The organism is Castellaniella caeni NBRC 101664 (assembly GCF_001592225.1).
GTDB lineage: Bacteria > Pseudomonadota > Gammaproteobacteria > Burkholderiales > Burkholderiaceae_B > Castellaniella > Castellaniella caeni.
Genome location: NZ_BCWN01000007.1, coordinates 95,325 through 111,014, shown reverse-complemented (window position 1 = coordinate 111,014; position 15,690 = coordinate 95,325). Strand labels below are relative to the sequence as shown.

14 protein-coding genes and 1 tRNA gene are annotated in these 15,690 nt (G+C 64.3%); 6 read left to right on the top strand and 9 right to left on the bottom strand.

The genetic code is table 11. The annotated features are described in order from the left end of the window. The first annotated feature begins 2 nt into the window (after positions 1 to 2). The 4 genes from narI to CCA01S_RS06585 all read left to right on the top strand — a co-directional run bounded on the left by narI (position 3) and on the right by CCA01S_RS06585 (position 2,433). The gene (gene narI / locus CCA01S_RS06600; protein ID WP_103035352.1) at positions 3 to 701 is read left to right on the top strand and encodes a respiratory nitrate reductase subunit gamma; all 699 of its coding nucleotides are present in this window, start codon (positions 3 to 5) and stop codon (positions 699 to 701) included. Positions 702 to 777: 76 nt separating this feature from the next. Continuing rightward, positions 778 to 1,500 carry a peptidylprolyl isomerase gene (locus CCA01S_RS06595; RefSeq protein ID WP_066455926.1) on the top strand — a complete coding sequence of 241 codons (723 nt, stop codon included), beginning with the start codon at positions 778 to 780 and terminating at the stop codon, positions 1,498 to 1,500. Positions 1,501 to 1,565: 65 nt separating this feature from the next. Continuing rightward, positions 1,566 to 1,961 carry a YchJ family protein gene (locus CCA01S_RS06590; protein ID WP_066455807.1) on the top strand — a complete coding sequence of 132 codons (396 nt, stop codon included), beginning with the start codon at positions 1,566 to 1,568 and terminating at the stop codon, positions 1,959 to 1,961. Positions 1,962 to 2,178: 217 nt separating this feature from the next. Further along, the gene (locus tag CCA01S_RS06585) at positions 2,179 to 2,433 is read left to right on the top strand and encodes a hypothetical protein (RefSeq protein WP_066455805.1); all 255 of its coding nucleotides are present in this window, start codon (positions 2,179 to 2,181) and stop codon (positions 2,431 to 2,433) included. Between the two features lie 69 nt (positions 2,434 to 2,502). Here the strand turns inward: CCA01S_RS06585 and CCA01S_RS06580 are convergent. From CCA01S_RS06580 to CCA01S_RS06560, 5 genes are all read right to left on the bottom strand, one after another. Continuing rightward, positions 2,503 to 2,581, bottom strand: a tRNA-Ile gene (locus tag CCA01S_RS06580). Between the two features lie 153 nt (positions 2,582 to 2,734). After that, entirely contained in the window at positions 2,735 to 4,159 is a 1,425-nt protein-coding gene (locus CCA01S_RS06575) for a NarK family nitrate/nitrite MFS transporter (RefSeq protein ID WP_066455800.1), read from the bottom strand. Between the two features lie 66 nt (positions 4,160 to 4,225). After that, on the bottom strand, positions 4,226 to 4,894 hold the full coding sequence (locus tag CCA01S_RS06570) for a response regulator (RefSeq protein WP_066455798.1): 669 nt from the start codon (positions 4,892 to 4,894) through the stop codon (positions 4,226 to 4,228). A gap of 23 nt (positions 4,895 to 4,917) precedes the next feature. Continuing rightward, positions 4,918 to 6,747 (bottom strand): histidine kinase, encoded by a 1,830-nt coding sequence (locus CCA01S_RS06565; protein WP_066455796.1) that lies wholly within the window; start codon positions 6,745 to 6,747, stop codon positions 4,918 to 4,920. Positions 6,748 to 6,771: 24 nt separating this feature from the next. Continuing rightward, positions 6,772 to 8,073, bottom strand: coding sequence for an MFS transporter (locus CCA01S_RS06560; RefSeq protein ID WP_066455794.1), 1,302 nt, complete (start codon positions 8,071 to 8,073; stop codon positions 6,772 to 6,774). A 402-nt stretch (positions 8,074 to 8,475) separates the two neighbouring features. On the opposite strand from CCA01S_RS06560, the gene CCA01S_RS06555 reads away from it, so the two are divergent. Further along, positions 8,476 to 8,880, top strand: coding sequence for a hypothetical protein (locus tag CCA01S_RS06555; RefSeq protein WP_103035333.1), 405 nt, complete (start codon positions 8,476 to 8,478; stop codon positions 8,878 to 8,880). Positions 8,881 to 8,994: 114 nt separating this feature from the next. Beyond that, positions 8,995 to 10,287, top strand: a complete 1,293-nt coding sequence (locus tag CCA01S_RS06550; protein ID WP_066455785.1) for an aspartate carbamoyltransferase — start codon at positions 8,995 to 8,997, stop codon at positions 10,285 to 10,287. A gap of 80 nt (positions 10,288 to 10,367) precedes the next feature. Here the strand turns inward: CCA01S_RS06550 and CCA01S_RS06545 are convergent, their stop codons facing one another. The 4 genes from CCA01S_RS06545 to CCA01S_RS06530 form a co-directional block, all read right to left on the bottom strand. Next, positions 10,368 to 11,273: a recombination-associated protein RdgC gene (locus CCA01S_RS06545; RefSeq protein WP_066455782.1), complete on the bottom strand. Its 906-nt coding sequence runs from the start codon at positions 11,271 to 11,273 to the stop codon at positions 10,368 to 10,370. Between the two features lie 399 nt (positions 11,274 to 11,672). After that, positions 11,673 to 13,301 (bottom strand): MFS transporter, encoded by a 1,629-nt coding sequence (locus CCA01S_RS06540; protein ID WP_066455923.1) that lies wholly within the window; start codon positions 13,299 to 13,301, stop codon positions 11,673 to 11,675. A 50-nt stretch (positions 13,302 to 13,351) separates the two neighbouring features. Then, on the bottom strand, positions 13,352 to 14,809 hold the full coding sequence (locus tag CCA01S_RS06535) for a sensor histidine kinase (protein WP_066455780.1): 1,458 nt from the start codon (positions 14,807 to 14,809) through the stop codon (positions 13,352 to 13,354). A 6-nt stretch (positions 14,810 to 14,815) separates the two neighbouring features. Further along, the gene (locus CCA01S_RS06530) at positions 14,816 to 15,517 is read right to left on the bottom strand and encodes a response regulator (protein WP_066455777.1); all 702 of its coding nucleotides are present in this window, start codon (positions 15,515 to 15,517) and stop codon (positions 14,816 to 14,818) included. Positions 15,518 to 15,690: the final 173 nt, after the last annotated feature.

Below are 15,690 nucleotides of genomic sequence, written 5' to 3'. Positions count from 1 at the left end.
GACTGCCAGATACCCTGAACTTCCTGCTGTTCGCGATCTATCCCTATATCTGTCTGGCCGTGCTGCTACTGGGCAGCCTGGTGCGCTATGACCGCGAACCTTACTCGTGGAAAAGCGATTCCTCGCAGACTTTGCGCACGGGCACGCTGCGCTGGGGCTCGAACCTGTTTCACGTCGGCATCCTGACCGTCGTACTGGGGCATTTCGCCGGTTTCCTTACCCCCGGCTGGGCCATCGACTGGCTGCTCAGCCCGGCGCAGCACCAGTGGCTGGCCATGGTGGTAGGCGGGCTTGCGGGTGCCTTGGCCCTGGTTGGCATCGTGCTGCTGATCATGCGCCGCCTGGGCGACGCGCGCGTGCGGCGCAACAGCCGCGGCTGGGATATCACCATCGTGCTGATGCTGCTGTTGCAACTGCTGCTGGGCCTGGCCACCGTGCCGCTCTCGGCGCAGCATCTGGATGGCGCCATGTTCGAGCGCCTGTGCGCCTATGTGCAGGGGATCGTGTATTTTCAGGGCAACGTTGCCGCCCTGCTGCAGGGCACTCCCTGGGTGTACCAGGTACACATTTTGCTGGGGTTCACGATTTTCCTGGTGTCGCCCTTTACGCGCATGGTGCACGTCTGGAGCGGCGTGGGCAGCCTTGCCTATCTGGCGCGGCCCTATCAGCTGGTGCGCACGCGCAAGCGGCTGCAGCACTGACCATCATCCAGGGCCAGGCTGCTGAGCCTCATGCGTGGCGGTCGGCCTGTTTCACGCTACTTTGGAGAATTCCATCATGACTGTCTGCGTCAACGGCGTTGCCGTCGATACCAGCGTCTGGCCCGATCCGACGCTGGCGGCGATCCACGAACTGCTGCGTCAGCAAGCGCTGCAAGAAAAACTGCTGTCGGCGGCGGATGGCGAGGACAACACGCTGGTGTCGGATGCCATCGAGGCGCTGTTGCGCCGGCAGGTGAAGGTGCCCGTCCCCAGGCCGGAAGAATGCCGCCGCTATTACATCGCCCGTCCTGGGCGCTATCGCCACGGCGATCAGGTCGAGGCGCGCCACATCTTGCTGCAGGTCACGCCTGGGGTGCCCGTGGGTGCCATCCGTGACCTGGCCGAGCAGCTGCTTGCCGAACTCTATAGTCAACCAGCGCTTTTTGCCACCCGGGCGCGCGAGCGCTCGAACTGCCCCTCGGGTGCCCAGGGCGGCACACTGGGTCTGCTGCGAAAGGACGACTGCATGCCCGAGTTTGCCAGCCAGGTGTTCGGCGGCACCGATCTGGGCGTGCTGCCCGAGCTCATCAGCAGCCGCCATGGCTTTCACATCGTGGCCGTCGATCGACGCATCCCCGGCGAACTGCCGCCCTTTGACGCCGTGGCCGAGCGCGTGGCCCAGGATTTGCGCAACGCGTCCGAGCAGCGCGCGCTTGAGCAGTATGTGCGTGTGCTGGCGGGGCGCGCCAAGATCGAGGGGGCCGATCTGGGTGCCGTCAGCAATCCGCTGGTGCAATAGCGCGCTTGTCCTTGTCGGGTGCTTGGTAAACTCGGGGAAGTCAGGATTCCCCAGCCTACCCCGACATGAAACGCGTCCCCGCCATCATTCCCTGTCCCTGCGGTTTGCCCGCTGCGTATGCCGCGTGCTGTGGACGCTGGCATCACGGTGTTTTGCATCTGCAGGCGCCCGATGCGCAGACATTGATGCGCTCGCGCTATAGCGCCTATGTGCTGGATGAGCTCGACTATGTGTTGCAAACCTGGCACCCGGATACACGCCCGGATACGCTGGAACCCAATGAACCCGGCACGCGCTGGCTGGGGCTGAATGTACGTCGTTATAGCCAGACAGATGCGGATCATGCCATGGTTGAATTCGTTGCCCGCGTGCGTGTTCAGGGGCGTGCCACACGCTTGCACGAAATCAGCCAATTTGTGCGAGTAGACGGGCGTTGGCTGTATCTGAATGCGTCCGCTTGACGCTTTGGGCGTATGAAACCTCATACCGCTGGCGTACCGCCTTCCGGGCAATCTTGAACCTGCGGGAAGTCATGGCGACGGCCCCCACGGGTTGGCGATGGCCACTCCCGTCGGCTTGAAATCGGCCACGTTGCGTGTGACCACGGTCTCGACGCCGTGATCGTCGGCGTCCGATCCTATCTACCGAGCGCGAAGTAGGGTGAGAGAAGGGGAGACCATGACTATCTTGCAGCGCGTGTGGAAAGCCACCGAGGTAGACAGGGAAGGGATGATCGACTTCCTGGCGGAAGGCGACTTGGGGGTCATCCTGTTCGGGCTGGGGATTATCGTCTTGCCCATAGTTGCGGTTCTGTCGTTTGGCTACGCTGCGGTAACGGAGGCAATTTACCATTCCAAACAATGGGGCGACCTGTTCCGAAGTATTGGGCGCACTACAACAGGACTCGCCCAAAATCCGTTGACACTTCGTTGACAGTTGACGACGCAACGGAAAATAAAAAGGGGAACCAGTCACCTAATCGATTGATTCCCCTTGCATTTTTGGTGGGCCCCCCGAGAGTCGAACTCGGCACCAATGGATTATGAGTCCACTGCTCTAACCAGGCATGAGCTAGAGGCCCGAAACCGTGTGATGACATGCCGGTTGGCGGCATGACCGGCGCGCATGACTGCATTGCGTGCCAGTGGCCGCCGGGCGGTTCGACAACGACAACGCCGCCGGAAAGCTTCAAATTATCGCATAAACCGGGGTTCTGTTTGCCGCGGGCAACATATCAGCAAGGCACCTCCGCCCGGCGGCGAGCATAGTACCACCAGGTGATGCCAACCGAAATGGCATAGAACGCGATGAATGAAGCCAGGGCCGCGTAGGGGGTGCCGGTCAGGTCGAAGGACGTGCCGAAGCTCTTGGGGATGAAGAAGCCGCCGTAAGCGCCAATGGCGGCGCTGAAGCCCAGTACGGCCGCGGATTCTTTGGCGCCTTCGGATTCCGCCTGCGCGGCCTGGCCGGGGTCTGGCAAGCGGCGCTTGGCTTGCGTGGTGAAGATGACCGGGATCATGGCAAACGTAGAACCATTGCCGATGCCGGTGAGGAAGAACAGGAACAGGAAGGCCAACAAAAAGCCGGTAAAGCTGCCTGGGGACTGGGGGCCGGGCAGTGAGGCCATGACGCCAAGCACGCCGATCATCATCCAGCCAAATGTCCAGAAGGTGACGCGCGCGCCCCCCAGTTTGTCGGACAGCCAGCCGCCAACGGGGCGCACCAGGGCGCCGACCAGCGGCCCGAGCCAGGCGTATTGCAGCGGGCGGATGTCCGGGTACAGATATTTGATGAGCAGCGGAAATCCGGCGGAAAAGCCGATGTACGAGCCGAAGGTGCCCAGGTACAGAAAGCTCATGATCCAGTTGTGCTTGCGACGGAAGATGACGGCTTGTTCACGAAACGAAGCCTTGGCGTCGGCAATGTCGTGCATGCCGACCCAGGCAATCATGGAAACGATGATGATGAAGGGCACCCAGATGAAGGCTGCGTTTTGTGCCCAGATTTGTGCGGGAGCGCTGTGCTGGCCCGTCAGCTGAGCCAGCTGAGGGCTGCCGGCCCAGGGCCCCAGAATGCCCAGACTGATGACCAGCGGGGCGAGAAATTGCACCGAAGAGACCCCGAGGTTGCCCAGGCCGGCATTGAGCCCCAGGGCTGAGCCCTTGCGTTCCTTAGGAAAAAAGAAACTGATGTTGGACATCGAGGACGAAAAATTGCCGCCTCCCAGGCCGCACAGCAGGGCCAGGATCAGCATGGTGGAGTAGGGTGTCGATGGGTTTTGTACGGCCAGGCCCACGCCGATGGTGGGCAGCAGCAGGCTGGCGGTGCTCAGGGCCGTCCAGCGGCGCCCGCCGAAGACGGGCACCATGAACGAGTAGAAAATGCGCAGGGTGGCGCCCGACAGGGCGGGCAGGGCGGCGAGCCAGAACAGCTGGTTGCTGTTGTATTTGAAACCGAGATTGGGCAGATTGACGGCCACGACGCTCCACATTTGCCAGACGGCAAAGGCCAGAAACAGGGCGGGGATCGATATCCAGAGGTTGACGTTGGCAATGGCGCTGCCTTCGCGAGCCCAGAAGGCCTTGTCTTCGGGTGTCCAGATGGTCAGCAAGTGGCCACGGCGAGCATGGGTGGCCTGAGGGGTGAGCGGAGTACTCATGAAGGATGCTCCTGAGAGGGGAATCCAAACCTTAAGCCCTACGAAAAATGTGGATAATGATCTGGATCAACCCCTTGGATTCCCATCGAGCAGACCGTGCTCTACCGCGTAAACAGCCACCTGGATCCGGCTGTTCAGGTTGAGTTTTTTCAGGATGTTCTGGATGTGGATTTTGACCGTGCTCTCAGACAGATCGAGCGAGCGGGCGATGAGCTTGTTGCTTTCTCCGCGCACCAGGCACTGGACGATTTCCCGTTCGCGCTGGGTGAGCCGGTCGCGTGATCCGCGGGGGGCGGCGGATTCTGACCCGCCGCGCTGGCGGAACTGCTCTACCAGTTTGCGCGTCATCTCGTCGGCAACGATGGCGTCGCCTGCCGCAATGCGATGTATGGCCGCCACCAGCGCGTCGCCGTCGACGTTTTTCAGAAGATAGCCGTTGGCCCCGGCTTGCAGCGCCTGCCCCAGGTCGTCGGCGTCTTCGGACACCGTGAGGATCAGCACGGCGCAGTCGGGGGCTTCCTGCGTGAGAATCTGCAAGGTGGCCAGGCCCGAGAGGCCAGGCATGTTCAGATCGAGCAAAATGAGGTCGGGGGCCAGTTTGCGCGCGAGCTTGATGCCTTCGACGCCATCGGCGGCCTCGCCCACGATGCTGAAGTCGGGGTGGCGCTGCAGCAACAGGCGGATGCCGGTGCGAAACAGGCTGTGGTCGTCGATGAGCAGGATGCGTATGGTCATGCCGGTGGCGTCAAAGTGGGGTCTCAGGCTGGTGCCTGGCGTTCGGCGGGCAGCGCCAGCAGGATGGCCACCCCCTGGCCAGGCGCGGCTGAAATGTTCAGACGGGCGCCCATGCGTCGGGCGCGTTCCTGCATGATGCGCAGCCCCACGTGGCCGATGGGGTCGTCGGTGCGCGTGTTTTCCAGCGCCCCCGGGTCGCAGCCAATGCCGTCGTCGCTGATGCTCATCCGGAAGCCTTGACGGTTGCTCAGGTGGATCTCGACCTTGCTGGCTTCGGCATGCTTGCGGACATTGGATAGCGCTTCTTGCAAAATGAACAGGGCCTCGAGTTGCTGGACGCGGGTCAGGGGCGGGCCGCTCGCCAGGCCATCGGCGCGCAGGGCCACTTCGATGCCGGTTTGCCGACGAAAACGGGCGACGGTTTCTTCGGCCGCGTCCAGCAGGCCGCCGTCCCCCAGCTGCGAGCGGAAATTGTTCAGCAGTTCGCGCACGTCCTGGTAGCTTTCGTCCACCCCGGTGCGCAACAGCGGGATGATTTCGTCGATTTCCGCCAGATCGCCCCGCTGAGCCGCGCGATCCAGCAGCTGCAGCTGCAGCTTGAGAAAGTTCAGGCCCTGGGCGATGCTGTCGTGCAGGCCCTGGGCGACCAGCGAGCGTTCCTGTTCCATGGCGAGCTGGCGGGCCTGGCTGCTGAGGCGCCGGTTCTGGATGGCAATGCCCAGGTGCTGTCCCAGGGTTTCCAGCAGGTGGCGCTGGCTGTCGTCCAGCAGGCGCTGGGCGGCAAAGAAAAGCGCAAAACTGCCCATGTCTTCTTCGTGCGAACGCACCGGAAAGCGGGCCTGGTCACTGGCGGCGTGAGATGTCGTGCAGCCGACCGACAGCGTGGTGTGCGTCCCCGGGCTGCCCGGCGGGCCGCTGAGCTGGAGGGTGGCGCTATCGGCCTGGAAGCGCTGCAGGATGCGGTCGAGAAAGCCCTTGCAGACCGTTTCGATGTCGTTGGGGCGGTTGAGAAAGGCGGCCATGTCGTACAGTGTCGCCAGCGTGGCGTTCTGGTTGGCGAGCTGGGCTGTTTTTTCGGCGACTCGGGCCTCCAGGCCGGTATACAGGCTTTGCAGCTCGTCGGCCATGCGGTTGAAGCCGACCGCCAGCACGCCGAATTCATCGCGTCGGTCGACGGGCAGGCGCAGGTTGAAGTCGCGCTGCGCCATGCCGCGCAAGCCGCCTTGCAGGCGTCGGACAGGATGGATGATCCAGACGTAGAGCAGCCAGACGAGCGCCAGTGTGGCGGCGCATGCCATGACGATGAGCGTGGCCTGGGAAAAGCGCAGTCGGCTGGTCTTGCGGGCGCTGTCGGCTTCGATCGCCCGCACCAACTGGTCGGCCTGGGTCACGAAGTCGTTCAGATGATCGAGATATACCGCCAGGGGGGCGCCCGCCTGGACGCGCCGCGCGCGGGGCGCCAGCTGAGTGTTCCACAAGGTGGCAACCTGCGTCATCCGCATCTGGATGGCCGGGCTTTTGGGCAGCAGTTGCGAGTGCCGGGCTTCTTCCGCGCGCAGGTGTTCGAGCATCTGCGCCTGGGCCTGCAGCAGCGTGTCGGTGTCGGCGACAAATGGCGGGGCGCCGTTTTTTTCTTGTTGCAGGGCAATTGCCACCTGATTGGCCCGCATGCGCAGGCTGCCGGCGTTGTTGATGGCGGCACCCGCACCTTCCAGCAGCCAGGACAGCCAGAGCGTCCAGCCGATCATGCCCAGCCCCAGCAGCAGCACGACCGCCGTTGTGCAGATGATGCGTGTCGATAGGCGGTTGCGCGGGCTGGCGGTGTCGAAGTATGAAGGCTGGGGAGCTTGCATGCTGGGCGCAAGGCGTGGGGCGAATCAGCCCAGTATAGCGTCGGCCTGGGGGATCTCCTGTGAGCTTGCGGTGCTGGGCCCTTTTTGGGTGGCGCGGGCATCCTTGCCAGGGAAGCCGTAGTGCATCCAGATCAGCGAGACGCAGACGGTGCCGTACATCAGCATGAAGCAGCTGGAATTGATGCCGGTGTAGTCCAGCAAGATGCCGAACAGGATCGGCAGGATGAATCCGCCAAGGCCGCCGGCCAGGCCGACCAGCCCGGAGACGGCGCCGATGTTGCCATCAAAGTCGTCAGAGATGAACTTGAACACAGAGGCCTTGCCGATGGCCATGGCAATCCCGACGGTGAACATCAGCAGCGTGAACAAGGTGGGGCTCAGCGCCAGGTGGAATGTCTGCGCGCCGTGTGCCGTTTGAATCGTGAACTCGGTGTTCGGATAGCTGAGGATGAAAAAGGCGACCCAGATGATCCACATCACCCACCAGGTGGTACGGTAGGCGCCGACATGATCGGAAATCCAGCCGCCCAGGGCGCGCAAGACCCCGCCGGGCAAAGAGAAACAGGCAGCCAGGAAGGCAGCCGAACTCATGGAATAGCCGTATTCGCCGATGTAGTAGCGGGTCATCCACAGAGCCAAGGCGACGTAGCCGCCGAAGACGACCGAGTAGTACTGGCAGTAACGCCAGACGCGCGGGTCTTTCAGCAGCTGCAGCTGGGCACGAAAGTCGGTGCTGGCGGTGGTTTGCAAGTGCGCCGGATTGGTGGCGGTGAACAGCCAGAACAGCACGACCGTGGCGAGCAGGCTCGCGGCGTACACCTGGGGGACGATCGTCCAGGCGCCCGCCGCTGCGGCGATCAGGGCGGGGGCGACGAACATGGTGACGGCCGAGCCGGAATTGCCCGCTCCGAATATCCCCATGGCAAAGCCCTGGCGTTCGCGCTTGAACCAGCGCGCCACGTAGGGGGTTCCGACGGAGAAGGTGCCACCGACCAGCCCGATGAATACGGCCAGAATCAGGAACTGCCAGTAGTGGGTGGCATAGGACAGCAGCCACAGCGGCACGACTGCCGCGAGCATGGTCAGAAGAAAGACGATCCGCCCGCCGTAGCGGTCAGTCCAGATCCCCAGGGGGACGCGTACCAGCGCGCCCGAGAGCACGGGCATGGCGGCCAGCAGGCCGAACTCGGTTTCGTTCAGCTGCAGTTGCTGCTTGATCGGGATGCCCAGCACCGAGAATACCGTCCAGACGGCAAAGCAGATGGTGAAGGCGAATGTGCTGGCCAGCAGCACGGACATGGCTTTTCCAGCGTGGGAGGATGACATGGTATGAACCTTGCGGACGGAGAATCTATCGGGCTCCAGACTACGCAAGGCGCGCCGCGCTGCCTATTGGTCTCATGGGGCAGCGCGTCAGGCCAAATGGTCTAGTCACTTTGGTCGTTGGTGGCGGTTTTCCAGGCAAAGCGGGGGCGTCCCGCTGGCCTCTGCCCACGCGGATGCGTTACTCTGGGCCGGAATCCGTCAAGACGCACACGAGGAGGGGGCTGCGGCACAATGCACAGATCATGGATAAAAATTGGGACGCGTGTGCGCAGGCCTGCGGCCTGTGCGGCGGCGTGCGTGACGGCTGCGCTGCTTGCAGCCTGTCAGGGGCCTGTGGGGCATGGGCTGGCAGCGCAGGCACCCGGTGCGCCAGCGGGACGGACGGTTTCCCGGACGTTGCCGGTGGCATCGGCGGGCGACACGGCTGCGCAGGCCGCCGACCTGCGCGTCTTCCTGGCCGATACGAAGGCGCATCCCGGCTGGACGCCCGTCCCGCTTAAGCCTTCCGGGCTGCTGTATGTCCGCACCGACGCCATCATCGACCGCAGTGATCTGATGGGCATCCAGTCGGCCTCCGACCAGAACGGCGGTGGCATTCTGGTGCTGGTGCTCAAGGACGAAGGCCTGGCCAAGCTGCGGGCCGCCACGGCGGCGCACCCCGGGCTGCGCCTGGCGCTGGTGGTGGACAAGATCATGCTGGCCGCGCCGGCGTACGCCGCCCCCATCCGCCAGCAGCAGTTGGCCTTTGGTGTGGGCTCGGTGCACAACGCCGAGCTGGCGGCGCGCTCGGTGGCCGGGGTGCGGTAGCCAAGGCGGCGTCCGTCGTTTTTTAGACAGAAAGAGAAAATTTCTCGGATTTCCGCTTGCCAATCGATATCTTGTTGAGTAAAAATCTACGCATTGCGTATATCGGAGCCTGTCATGGCGGTTTCTCAACAAGTTTTCCTGCGCGACGCCATGCGTCGCCTCAACCTCACCCGCGACGTGTTCGCCGCCCGCATCGGGGTCAAGCGCCGTGCGCTGGACACCTGGCTGTTGCCTGAAGGTTCGCAAGAAGCGCGCAACATGCCGGAAGTCGTCGCGCGTTTCGTCACCGAAATCGTCGAGAACGACAGCCTGATGCAGAAATATGCGCAAAGCGCACAGTCCGGCCCCTTGCGCGACCGAATCGCAGCCGATAACAAGCATCAGCTCTTGTCCGTCGATCAGTTCACCCGCGAATCCGCCGAAGAGCTCTTTCGCGTGGCCGATCTCATGCAGCCCATCGCCCGACGCCAGAAGGTGTCGCGTGTGCTGGAAGGCGCCGTGCTGGGCAACCTGTTCTTCGAGGCCAGCACGCGCACGCGGGTCAGCTTCGGGGCCGCTTTCTGCCGCCTGGGCGGCTCGGTGTGCGACACCACAGGCTTCACCTTTTCGTCCATGGCCAAGGGCGAGTCGATCTACGATACCAGCCGCGTGATGAGCGGCTATGTGGACGCCATGGTCATCCGCCACCCCGAGAAAGGGTCAGTGGCCGAGTTCGCGGCGGCGACCAACATTCCGGTGGTCAATGGCGGCGACGGCGCGGGCGAGCACCCCAGCCAGGCGCTGCTCGACCTCTACACCATCCTCACCGAGTTTTCCCGTCTGGGCAAGCTGCTGGACGGTGCGCACATCGTCATGGCGGGCGACCTGAAATATGGCCGTACCGTGCACTCGCTCATCAAGTTGTTGGCGCTCTATCGTGGCCTGAAGTTCACCCTGGTCTCGCCGCCGGGGCTGGAGATGCCCGACTATCTGCTCGACAAGGTGAGCCGGAACGGCCACGTCATCGAGCAGACCCACGATCTGGCCGCAGGCCTGAAGGGCGCGGACGTCATTTACGCCACGCGCGTGCAGAAAGAACGTTTCAGCGGCGAGAGCCTGGAGGGCTACACGGCGGACTTCCAGGTGAACCGCGCCATCGTCGATGCCTGCTGCGGGCCCGACGTCATCGTCATGCACCCGCTGCCGCGCGACAGCCGCGATGGGGCCAACGACCTCAGCACCGACCTGAACCACGATCCGCGTCTGGCGATTTTCCGCCAGACCGACAACGGTATCCCCGTGCGGATGGCGATCTTCGCCGTGCTGCTGGGGGTGGAAGGCCTGGTGCAGCATTCCCTGCGGGATGTCACCTGGGCGCCGCCATCACACATCGGGCCCGACGACAGCGTGTTTCACGGGATGTATTGACGCGTTCCGGGGGCGGCGCGCGGCCTGAGAACCGCCTGCTCCCGGTTCGATGTGCGAGAAATGCGTGTGCGGGGGGCGGCTTATTTGGTCTCTTGTCGCATGCCGCCCAGCGCGGCCACCAAGTCGTCGAGCATGCGAGCAAGCTCGCCGGTCATCAGGGCGAAGTCGGCCTCGAACTGCTCGGCTTCGTTGGCAGCCTGGGCGTCCTGATTGTCCTTGAGCACGTCCAGCGGGGCGACGCGCTTGATGTCCAGGTTGTCCGTCAGCACAAAGGACACGCGGTCGTTCCAGGTCATGGCCAGGCGTGTGCACTGCTTGCCCGCGTCGATGTGGCGGCGCACCTCGTCGGCGTCCACTGTCTGGCGCACGTAGCGCACGGTGGCGCGCGACTCGCCCGTCGAGCGCAGCTCGGTGTCCTGGTCGATGGAAAATCCGGCGGGCGGCTCGTCGTCCGTGAGCCAGAGCGTCATTGCGGCGGCGGGCGACATCTCTACGTGCAGCGGCATGATGGGGAAGGGCGTGAGCGTCTTGGCGAGCAGGCCCAGCACTTCGTCGCTGCGCGCCGTGGCGGCGGCGTCGATGGCCACCCAGCGGCTCACCGTGTCGATCCAGACGTGCGTGTCGTGCGTGATGGCGAAGGCGCGCGGCAGCAGCTCCATCGTCATCTGTTCCTTGATGTCCTTCATCTGCTTGCGGCCCGGCTTGTAGCCCTGCTGCTCTTCGATTTGTATTGCGCGTGCCCGGCTGGCCTGGTTGATGACGGTGGCGGGCAGCAGCTTCTTTTCAGTCTGCAGGCGCAGCAGGATCTGGCCGTGCTGCATGAAGGCAAGCCCGCTGTCTTCCCGCGGCGCCAGCCAGCCCGAGACCTGGCTATCCTGGCTGCCGCCATGCTGGAACGCCAGCGGTTCGAGCGCGGCTTCGAGTTCGGCGGCGGAGAAGGAGGCGTTGGGGGCAAGGCGATAGAGCTTGAGATTTTTGAACCACATGGTCGTGTCTGGACAGCCCGGCGGGCGGCAATGAAAGAGGGCCTTGATTGTACGCGATGGGGTTTGAAGAGGTGTCTGGCATCTGACGTCTCAGGCTGCCGCTGGGGCGTAGCGCGCAAACGAGAACTGCTGCGGCATGCAGAAGGCCGGGCAGGCGGGCGCACCAAAAAAATGGCCCGGATTGAACCGGGCCAGGAGGGCTGTCGTCTGCACACAAAAAGCTCGCGGGGGGCGTGCAGGCGCAGGCGCGTCGGTGCGGAAAGGCTGGGGTGGCAAGGGGGAACGAGACACCTGAACCAGAGACCGGCGCACCCGTGCATTCTAAGGCCAGACCGCTGACGACACTCTGAACCGCCCCTGAAGCCTGGCTGAATGATGTTGCCCCGTTTGTGTCGCCGCTCAAGGCGCGTTCAGATCCTTGTGCCGGGTTTCGTCCACGAACAGCACGCCCACCACCAGGGTCATGGCGCAGATGATGATGGGATACCACAGGCCGTCGTACATGCTGCCGGTCGTGGCCACAGTGGCGAAGGCCACTGGCGGCAGGAAGCCGCCGAACCAGCCATTGCCGATATGGTAAGGCACGCTCATGGAGGTATAGCGGATGCGGGTGGGGAACATTTCCACCAGCATGGCCGCGATGGGGCCATACACCATGGTGACCAGCAGCACGAGAAAAAACAGCAGCAACAGCACCATGCCGTAATTGATCTGTGACGGGTCGGCAAAGGCCGGGTAGCCGTGGCTGCGTACCGCCTGGCGCAAGGTGGCCTGCAGCACGGCGTTGCGCCGGGCGAATTCGGCGCGCGGCAGGGTCGTGCCCTCGAAACTGTCGATGCGCTGGTCGCCGACCAGCGCATAGGCGACCGTGCCCGTGGGGGCGGCCTGGTTCACGTAGTGCACGGCGTGACCCGCCATGAAGGCCTTGAGCAGGTCGCAGGAGGATGTGAAGGAAGCGATCCCCACCGGATTGAATTGCAGCGAGCAATTGCCGGGGTCGGCCACGACGTACACCGGCGCGCGCGCCTGGGCGCGTTCGAGCGCCGGGTTGGCGTAGTGCGTCAGCCCCTTGAAAACCGGGAAATACGTCAGGCAGGCGATCAGGCAGCCCGCCATGATGATGGGCTTGCGGCCAATGCGATCCGACCAGGCGCCGAAGATGAGGAAAAACGGACAGGCCAGCAGCAGCGCCAGCGCTACCAGAATATTGGCGATGTTGGCGTCCACGCCCAGGGTTTCCGTCAGGAAATACAGGGCATAGAACTGGCCGGTATACCAGACTACTGCCTGGCCCGCCGTCAGGCCGATCAGGGCGAGCAGGATCAGGCGCAGGTTGCGCCAGCGGCCAAAAGCCTCTTTGATGGGCGCTTTGGAAATCAGACCCTCGGATTTCATGCGGGTGAAGGCGGGCGATTCATGCAGCCGCATGCGTATCCACACCGAGATCACCAGCAGCAGGACGGAAATGAGGAAAGGCACGCGCCAGCCCCAGTCGTCGAAGGCCTCCTGGCCCAGCGTGGCGCGGGTGCCCAGCACCACCACCAGCGACAGGAACATGCCGGTGGTGGCGGTGGTCTGGATCCAGCTGGTGAAAAAGCCGCGCCGGTTGTTCGGGGCGTGTTCGGCAACGTAGACGGCGGCGCCGCCGTATTCGCCCCCCAACGCCAGGCCTTGCAGCAGGCGCAGCAGCAGCAGGATCATGGGGGCCGCCGAACCGATGGACGACGACGAGGGCAGCACGCCCACCAGAAAGGTGGACAGCCCCATGATGAGGATGGACACCACGAAGGCGTATTTGCGGCCCACCATGTCGCCCAGGCGGCCAAAGACCAGGGCGCCGAAGGGGCGCACGGCAAAGCCCGCGGCGAAGGTGAGCAGCGCGAAGATGAAACCCGCCGTGGGGTTGAGGCTGGAGAAAAAGTGCTGCGCGATGATGGCCGCCAGCGAGCCGTAGACGTAGAAGTCGTACCACTCGAAGACGGTGCCCATGGACGAAGCCAGGATGACGCGCCGCTCTTCGTGCGTCATCGGGCGGCTGGCGTCGTCGGCGGTATCGGGCGGCATGAAGCGGGTCTGGTTCATGTGCGGGTTCTCGGGACGTTGTCACGCGGAAATGACACGCGTAGCCGGGTGCCGGCGCTGGCCGGGTTGCTGTGGTTGCCTGGGGGGACGAACGCGACGGTGGCTCGGTGGTGTTCGGCCACCTCGCGCACGATGGCCAGCCCCAGGCCGCTGCCCTCGGCCTCGTGGCCCAGGATGCGGTAGAAGCGGTCAAAGACCTTGGTCTGTTCTTCGGGCGGGATGCCGGGGCCGGAATCCTGCACTTCCAGGCAGATTTGCTCGTCCTCGGCAAAGGCCCGCACGGTTACTTGCCCGCCACGGGGCGTATACAGCAAGGCATTGTCGATGAGGTTGTTGAGCAGCTCGCAGATCATGGTGCGGTTGCCAAAGATCGGCAGCGGTTCGCCGGGCGATTCGAAGCCCAGGTCGATATTGCGCTGCATGGCGGCCCGCACCCATTCGCCCGTACAGGTTTCCGCCAGGGGGTAGAGGTCGATCTGCTCGGTGTTGCGCGACTGGTTGGGGTCGAGCGATTCGGCGCGCGCCAGCAGCAGCAGCTGGTTGACCAGGCGGGTGGCGCGCTGCGAACCCGCGATCAGCTGCTGCAGGCTGGCGCGCAGGCGGGCGGGCTCTGGTTCGCGCAGCGCCAGCTCGCACTGGGTGCGGATGCCCGCCAGCGGCGTCTTGAGCTGGTGCGCGGCATTGGCCACGAAGCGCTGCTGCGACTCGATGGAGGCGGCCAGGCGCTGCAGCACGTTGTTCATGGCGGCGATGAGCGGCACGATCTCCGCCGGGGCCAGGTCGTCGCGAATGGGCGAAAGATCGCTGGGCTTGCGCCGCCGCATGTGCTCTTGCAGCAGGCTGAGGGGTTCGAGCCCCTGGGTGAGGCCCAGCCCGGCCAGCATGGCCGCCAGCGGCAAGATGATGAGCTGCGGCGTGAGCATGCCGGTGAGGATTTCCTGCTGCAGGGTGGCGCGGGCCTCGGCGGGCTCGGCCACCACGGTGAGAAAGCCCGCGCCGTCGCGGTCGCGCCCGCCCCACATGTAGGCCAGGCGGATGGCCTGGTGTTCGAGCGTGGCGTTGCGAAAGCGGATCTGGTCGATGTCGTAGGTCCAGTTTTCCGGCGTGGGGATGTGCGGGTCGCCCGCCATCAGGTGGCCGTTGGCGTCGAGAATCTGCCAGAGCGTGGCCGGATCGTCGCTATTGCCGGCCAGCACGGTGCTTGCTGATTCGGAGAGCGTCACGCCGGACGTGAGGCGCTGCAGCTCGACCTCGTGGCGCAAGAGCCGCAGGTGGCTGGCGAGCGTTCGGTCGTAGGGCGAGTTGGCGATGTTCAGCGAGATGAAATAGGTGATGACGATGCCGATCGACCAGAGGACGAACAGCGGCACGATCATCCACAGGAGGATGCGGCCCAGCAGGGTGGCGTGGCGTCCGGCGCGCCGACGGCGGGTGAGACGATGGTCGGCGAACATGGGCCGTCAGTCGACGGCCGCCGCGTCAACGGCCTGGCTGCGGTTCTCGGGTTCGAGGCAGTAGCCCAGGCCGCGCACCGTGAGGATGCGCACGTTGGCGGGTTCGATCTTCTTGCGCAGGCGGTGGATGTAGACTTCGATGGCGTTGGTGGTGACTTCTTCGCCCCATTCGCACAGCAGATCGACCAACTGGTGTTTGCTGATCATGCGCCCGCTGCGCGACAGGAAGATTTCGAGCAGGCTGGTTTCGCGGGCGGAGAGTTCGATGGGCGTGTCGTCGATGGTGGCGATGCGGCCATTGAGGTCGAAGCTGAGGCGCCCGTGGCGCAGCATGGACGCCCGCGCGCCGCCGTGGCGGCGGATGAGCGCCCGCACGCGCGCTTCGAGTTCGCTCAGGGCGAAGGGCTTGGACATGTAGTCATCGGCGCCCAGATCGAGGCCTTCGACGCGCTGTTCGATGGAATCGGCCGCTGTGAGGATGAGCACGGGCACCGGGGTGGCGCGCTGGCGCAGCTTGCGCAGCACCGACAGGCCGTTCATCTTGGGCAGGCCCAGGTCGAGGATGAGCAGGTCGAAGGTTTGCAGCTGCAGGGCGGAATCGGCGCTGGAGCCGTCGTGGACTACGTCCACGGCATAGCCGTCGTAGCGCAGCGATCGGGACAGCCCATCCGCGAGAATACTGTCGTCCTCGGCAATCAGGATACGCATGGCGGGAAAGACATCCAGGGAAGGGAGTGGGCGCGGACGCGCCCGAATGCTGCGGATTGTCTCATGGGTGGGCGGGGCGCGTCATTTAGGGTTAACGATGGCGGCCCGCGGTATGGTGCGCCCGCCGGGTGGCGAGAGGCGGGACATAAGCAGCACAACTGATCATTTATACA

Bases quoted from the DNA above. Each gene is read 5' to 3' on its own strand.
- CCA01S_RS06595 (WP_066455926.1), top strand. From the start codon at position 778: ATGACTGTCTGCGTCAACGGCGTTGCCGTCGATACCAGCGTCTGGCCC.
- CCA01S_RS06590 (WP_066455807.1), top strand. From the start codon at position 1,566: ATGAAACGCGTCCCCGCCATCATTCCCTGTCCCTGCGGTTTGCCCGCT.
- CCA01S_RS06585 (WP_066455805.1), top strand. From the start codon at position 2,179: ATGACTATCTTGCAGCGCGTGTGGAAAGCCACCGAGGTAGACAGGGAA.
- CCA01S_RS06575 (WP_066455800.1), bottom strand. From the start codon at position 4,159: ATGAGTACTCCGCTCACCCCTCAGGCCACCCATGCTCGCCGTGGCCAC.
- CCA01S_RS06570 (WP_066455798.1), bottom strand. From the start codon at position 4,894: ATGACCATACGCATCCTGCTCATCGACGACCACAGCCTGTTTCGCACC.
- CCA01S_RS06565 (WP_066455796.1), bottom strand. From the start codon at position 6,747: ATGCAAGCTCCCCAGCCTTCATACTTCGACACCGCCAGCCCGCGCAAC.
- CCA01S_RS06560 (WP_066455794.1), bottom strand. From the start codon at position 8,073: ATGTCATCCTCCCACGCTGGAAAAGCCATGTCCGTGCTGCTGGCCAGC.
- CCA01S_RS06550 (WP_066455785.1), top strand. From the start codon at position 8,995: ATGGCGGTTTCTCAACAAGTTTTCCTGCGCGACGCCATGCGTCGCCTC.
- CCA01S_RS06545 (WP_066455782.1), bottom strand. From the start codon at position 11,273: ATGTGGTTCAAAAATCTCAAGCTCTATCGCCTTGCCCCCAACGCCTCC.
- CCA01S_RS06540 (WP_066455923.1), bottom strand. From the start codon at position 13,301: ATGACGCACGAAGAGCGGCGCGTCATCCTGGCTTCGTCCATGGGCACC.
- CCA01S_RS06535 (WP_066455780.1), bottom strand. From the start codon at position 14,809: ATGTTCGCCGACCATCGTCTCACCCGCCGTCGGCGCGCCGGACGCCAC.
- CCA01S_RS06530 (WP_066455777.1), bottom strand. From the start codon at position 15,517: ATGCGTATCCTGATTGCCGAGGACGACAGTATTCTCGCGGATGGGCTG.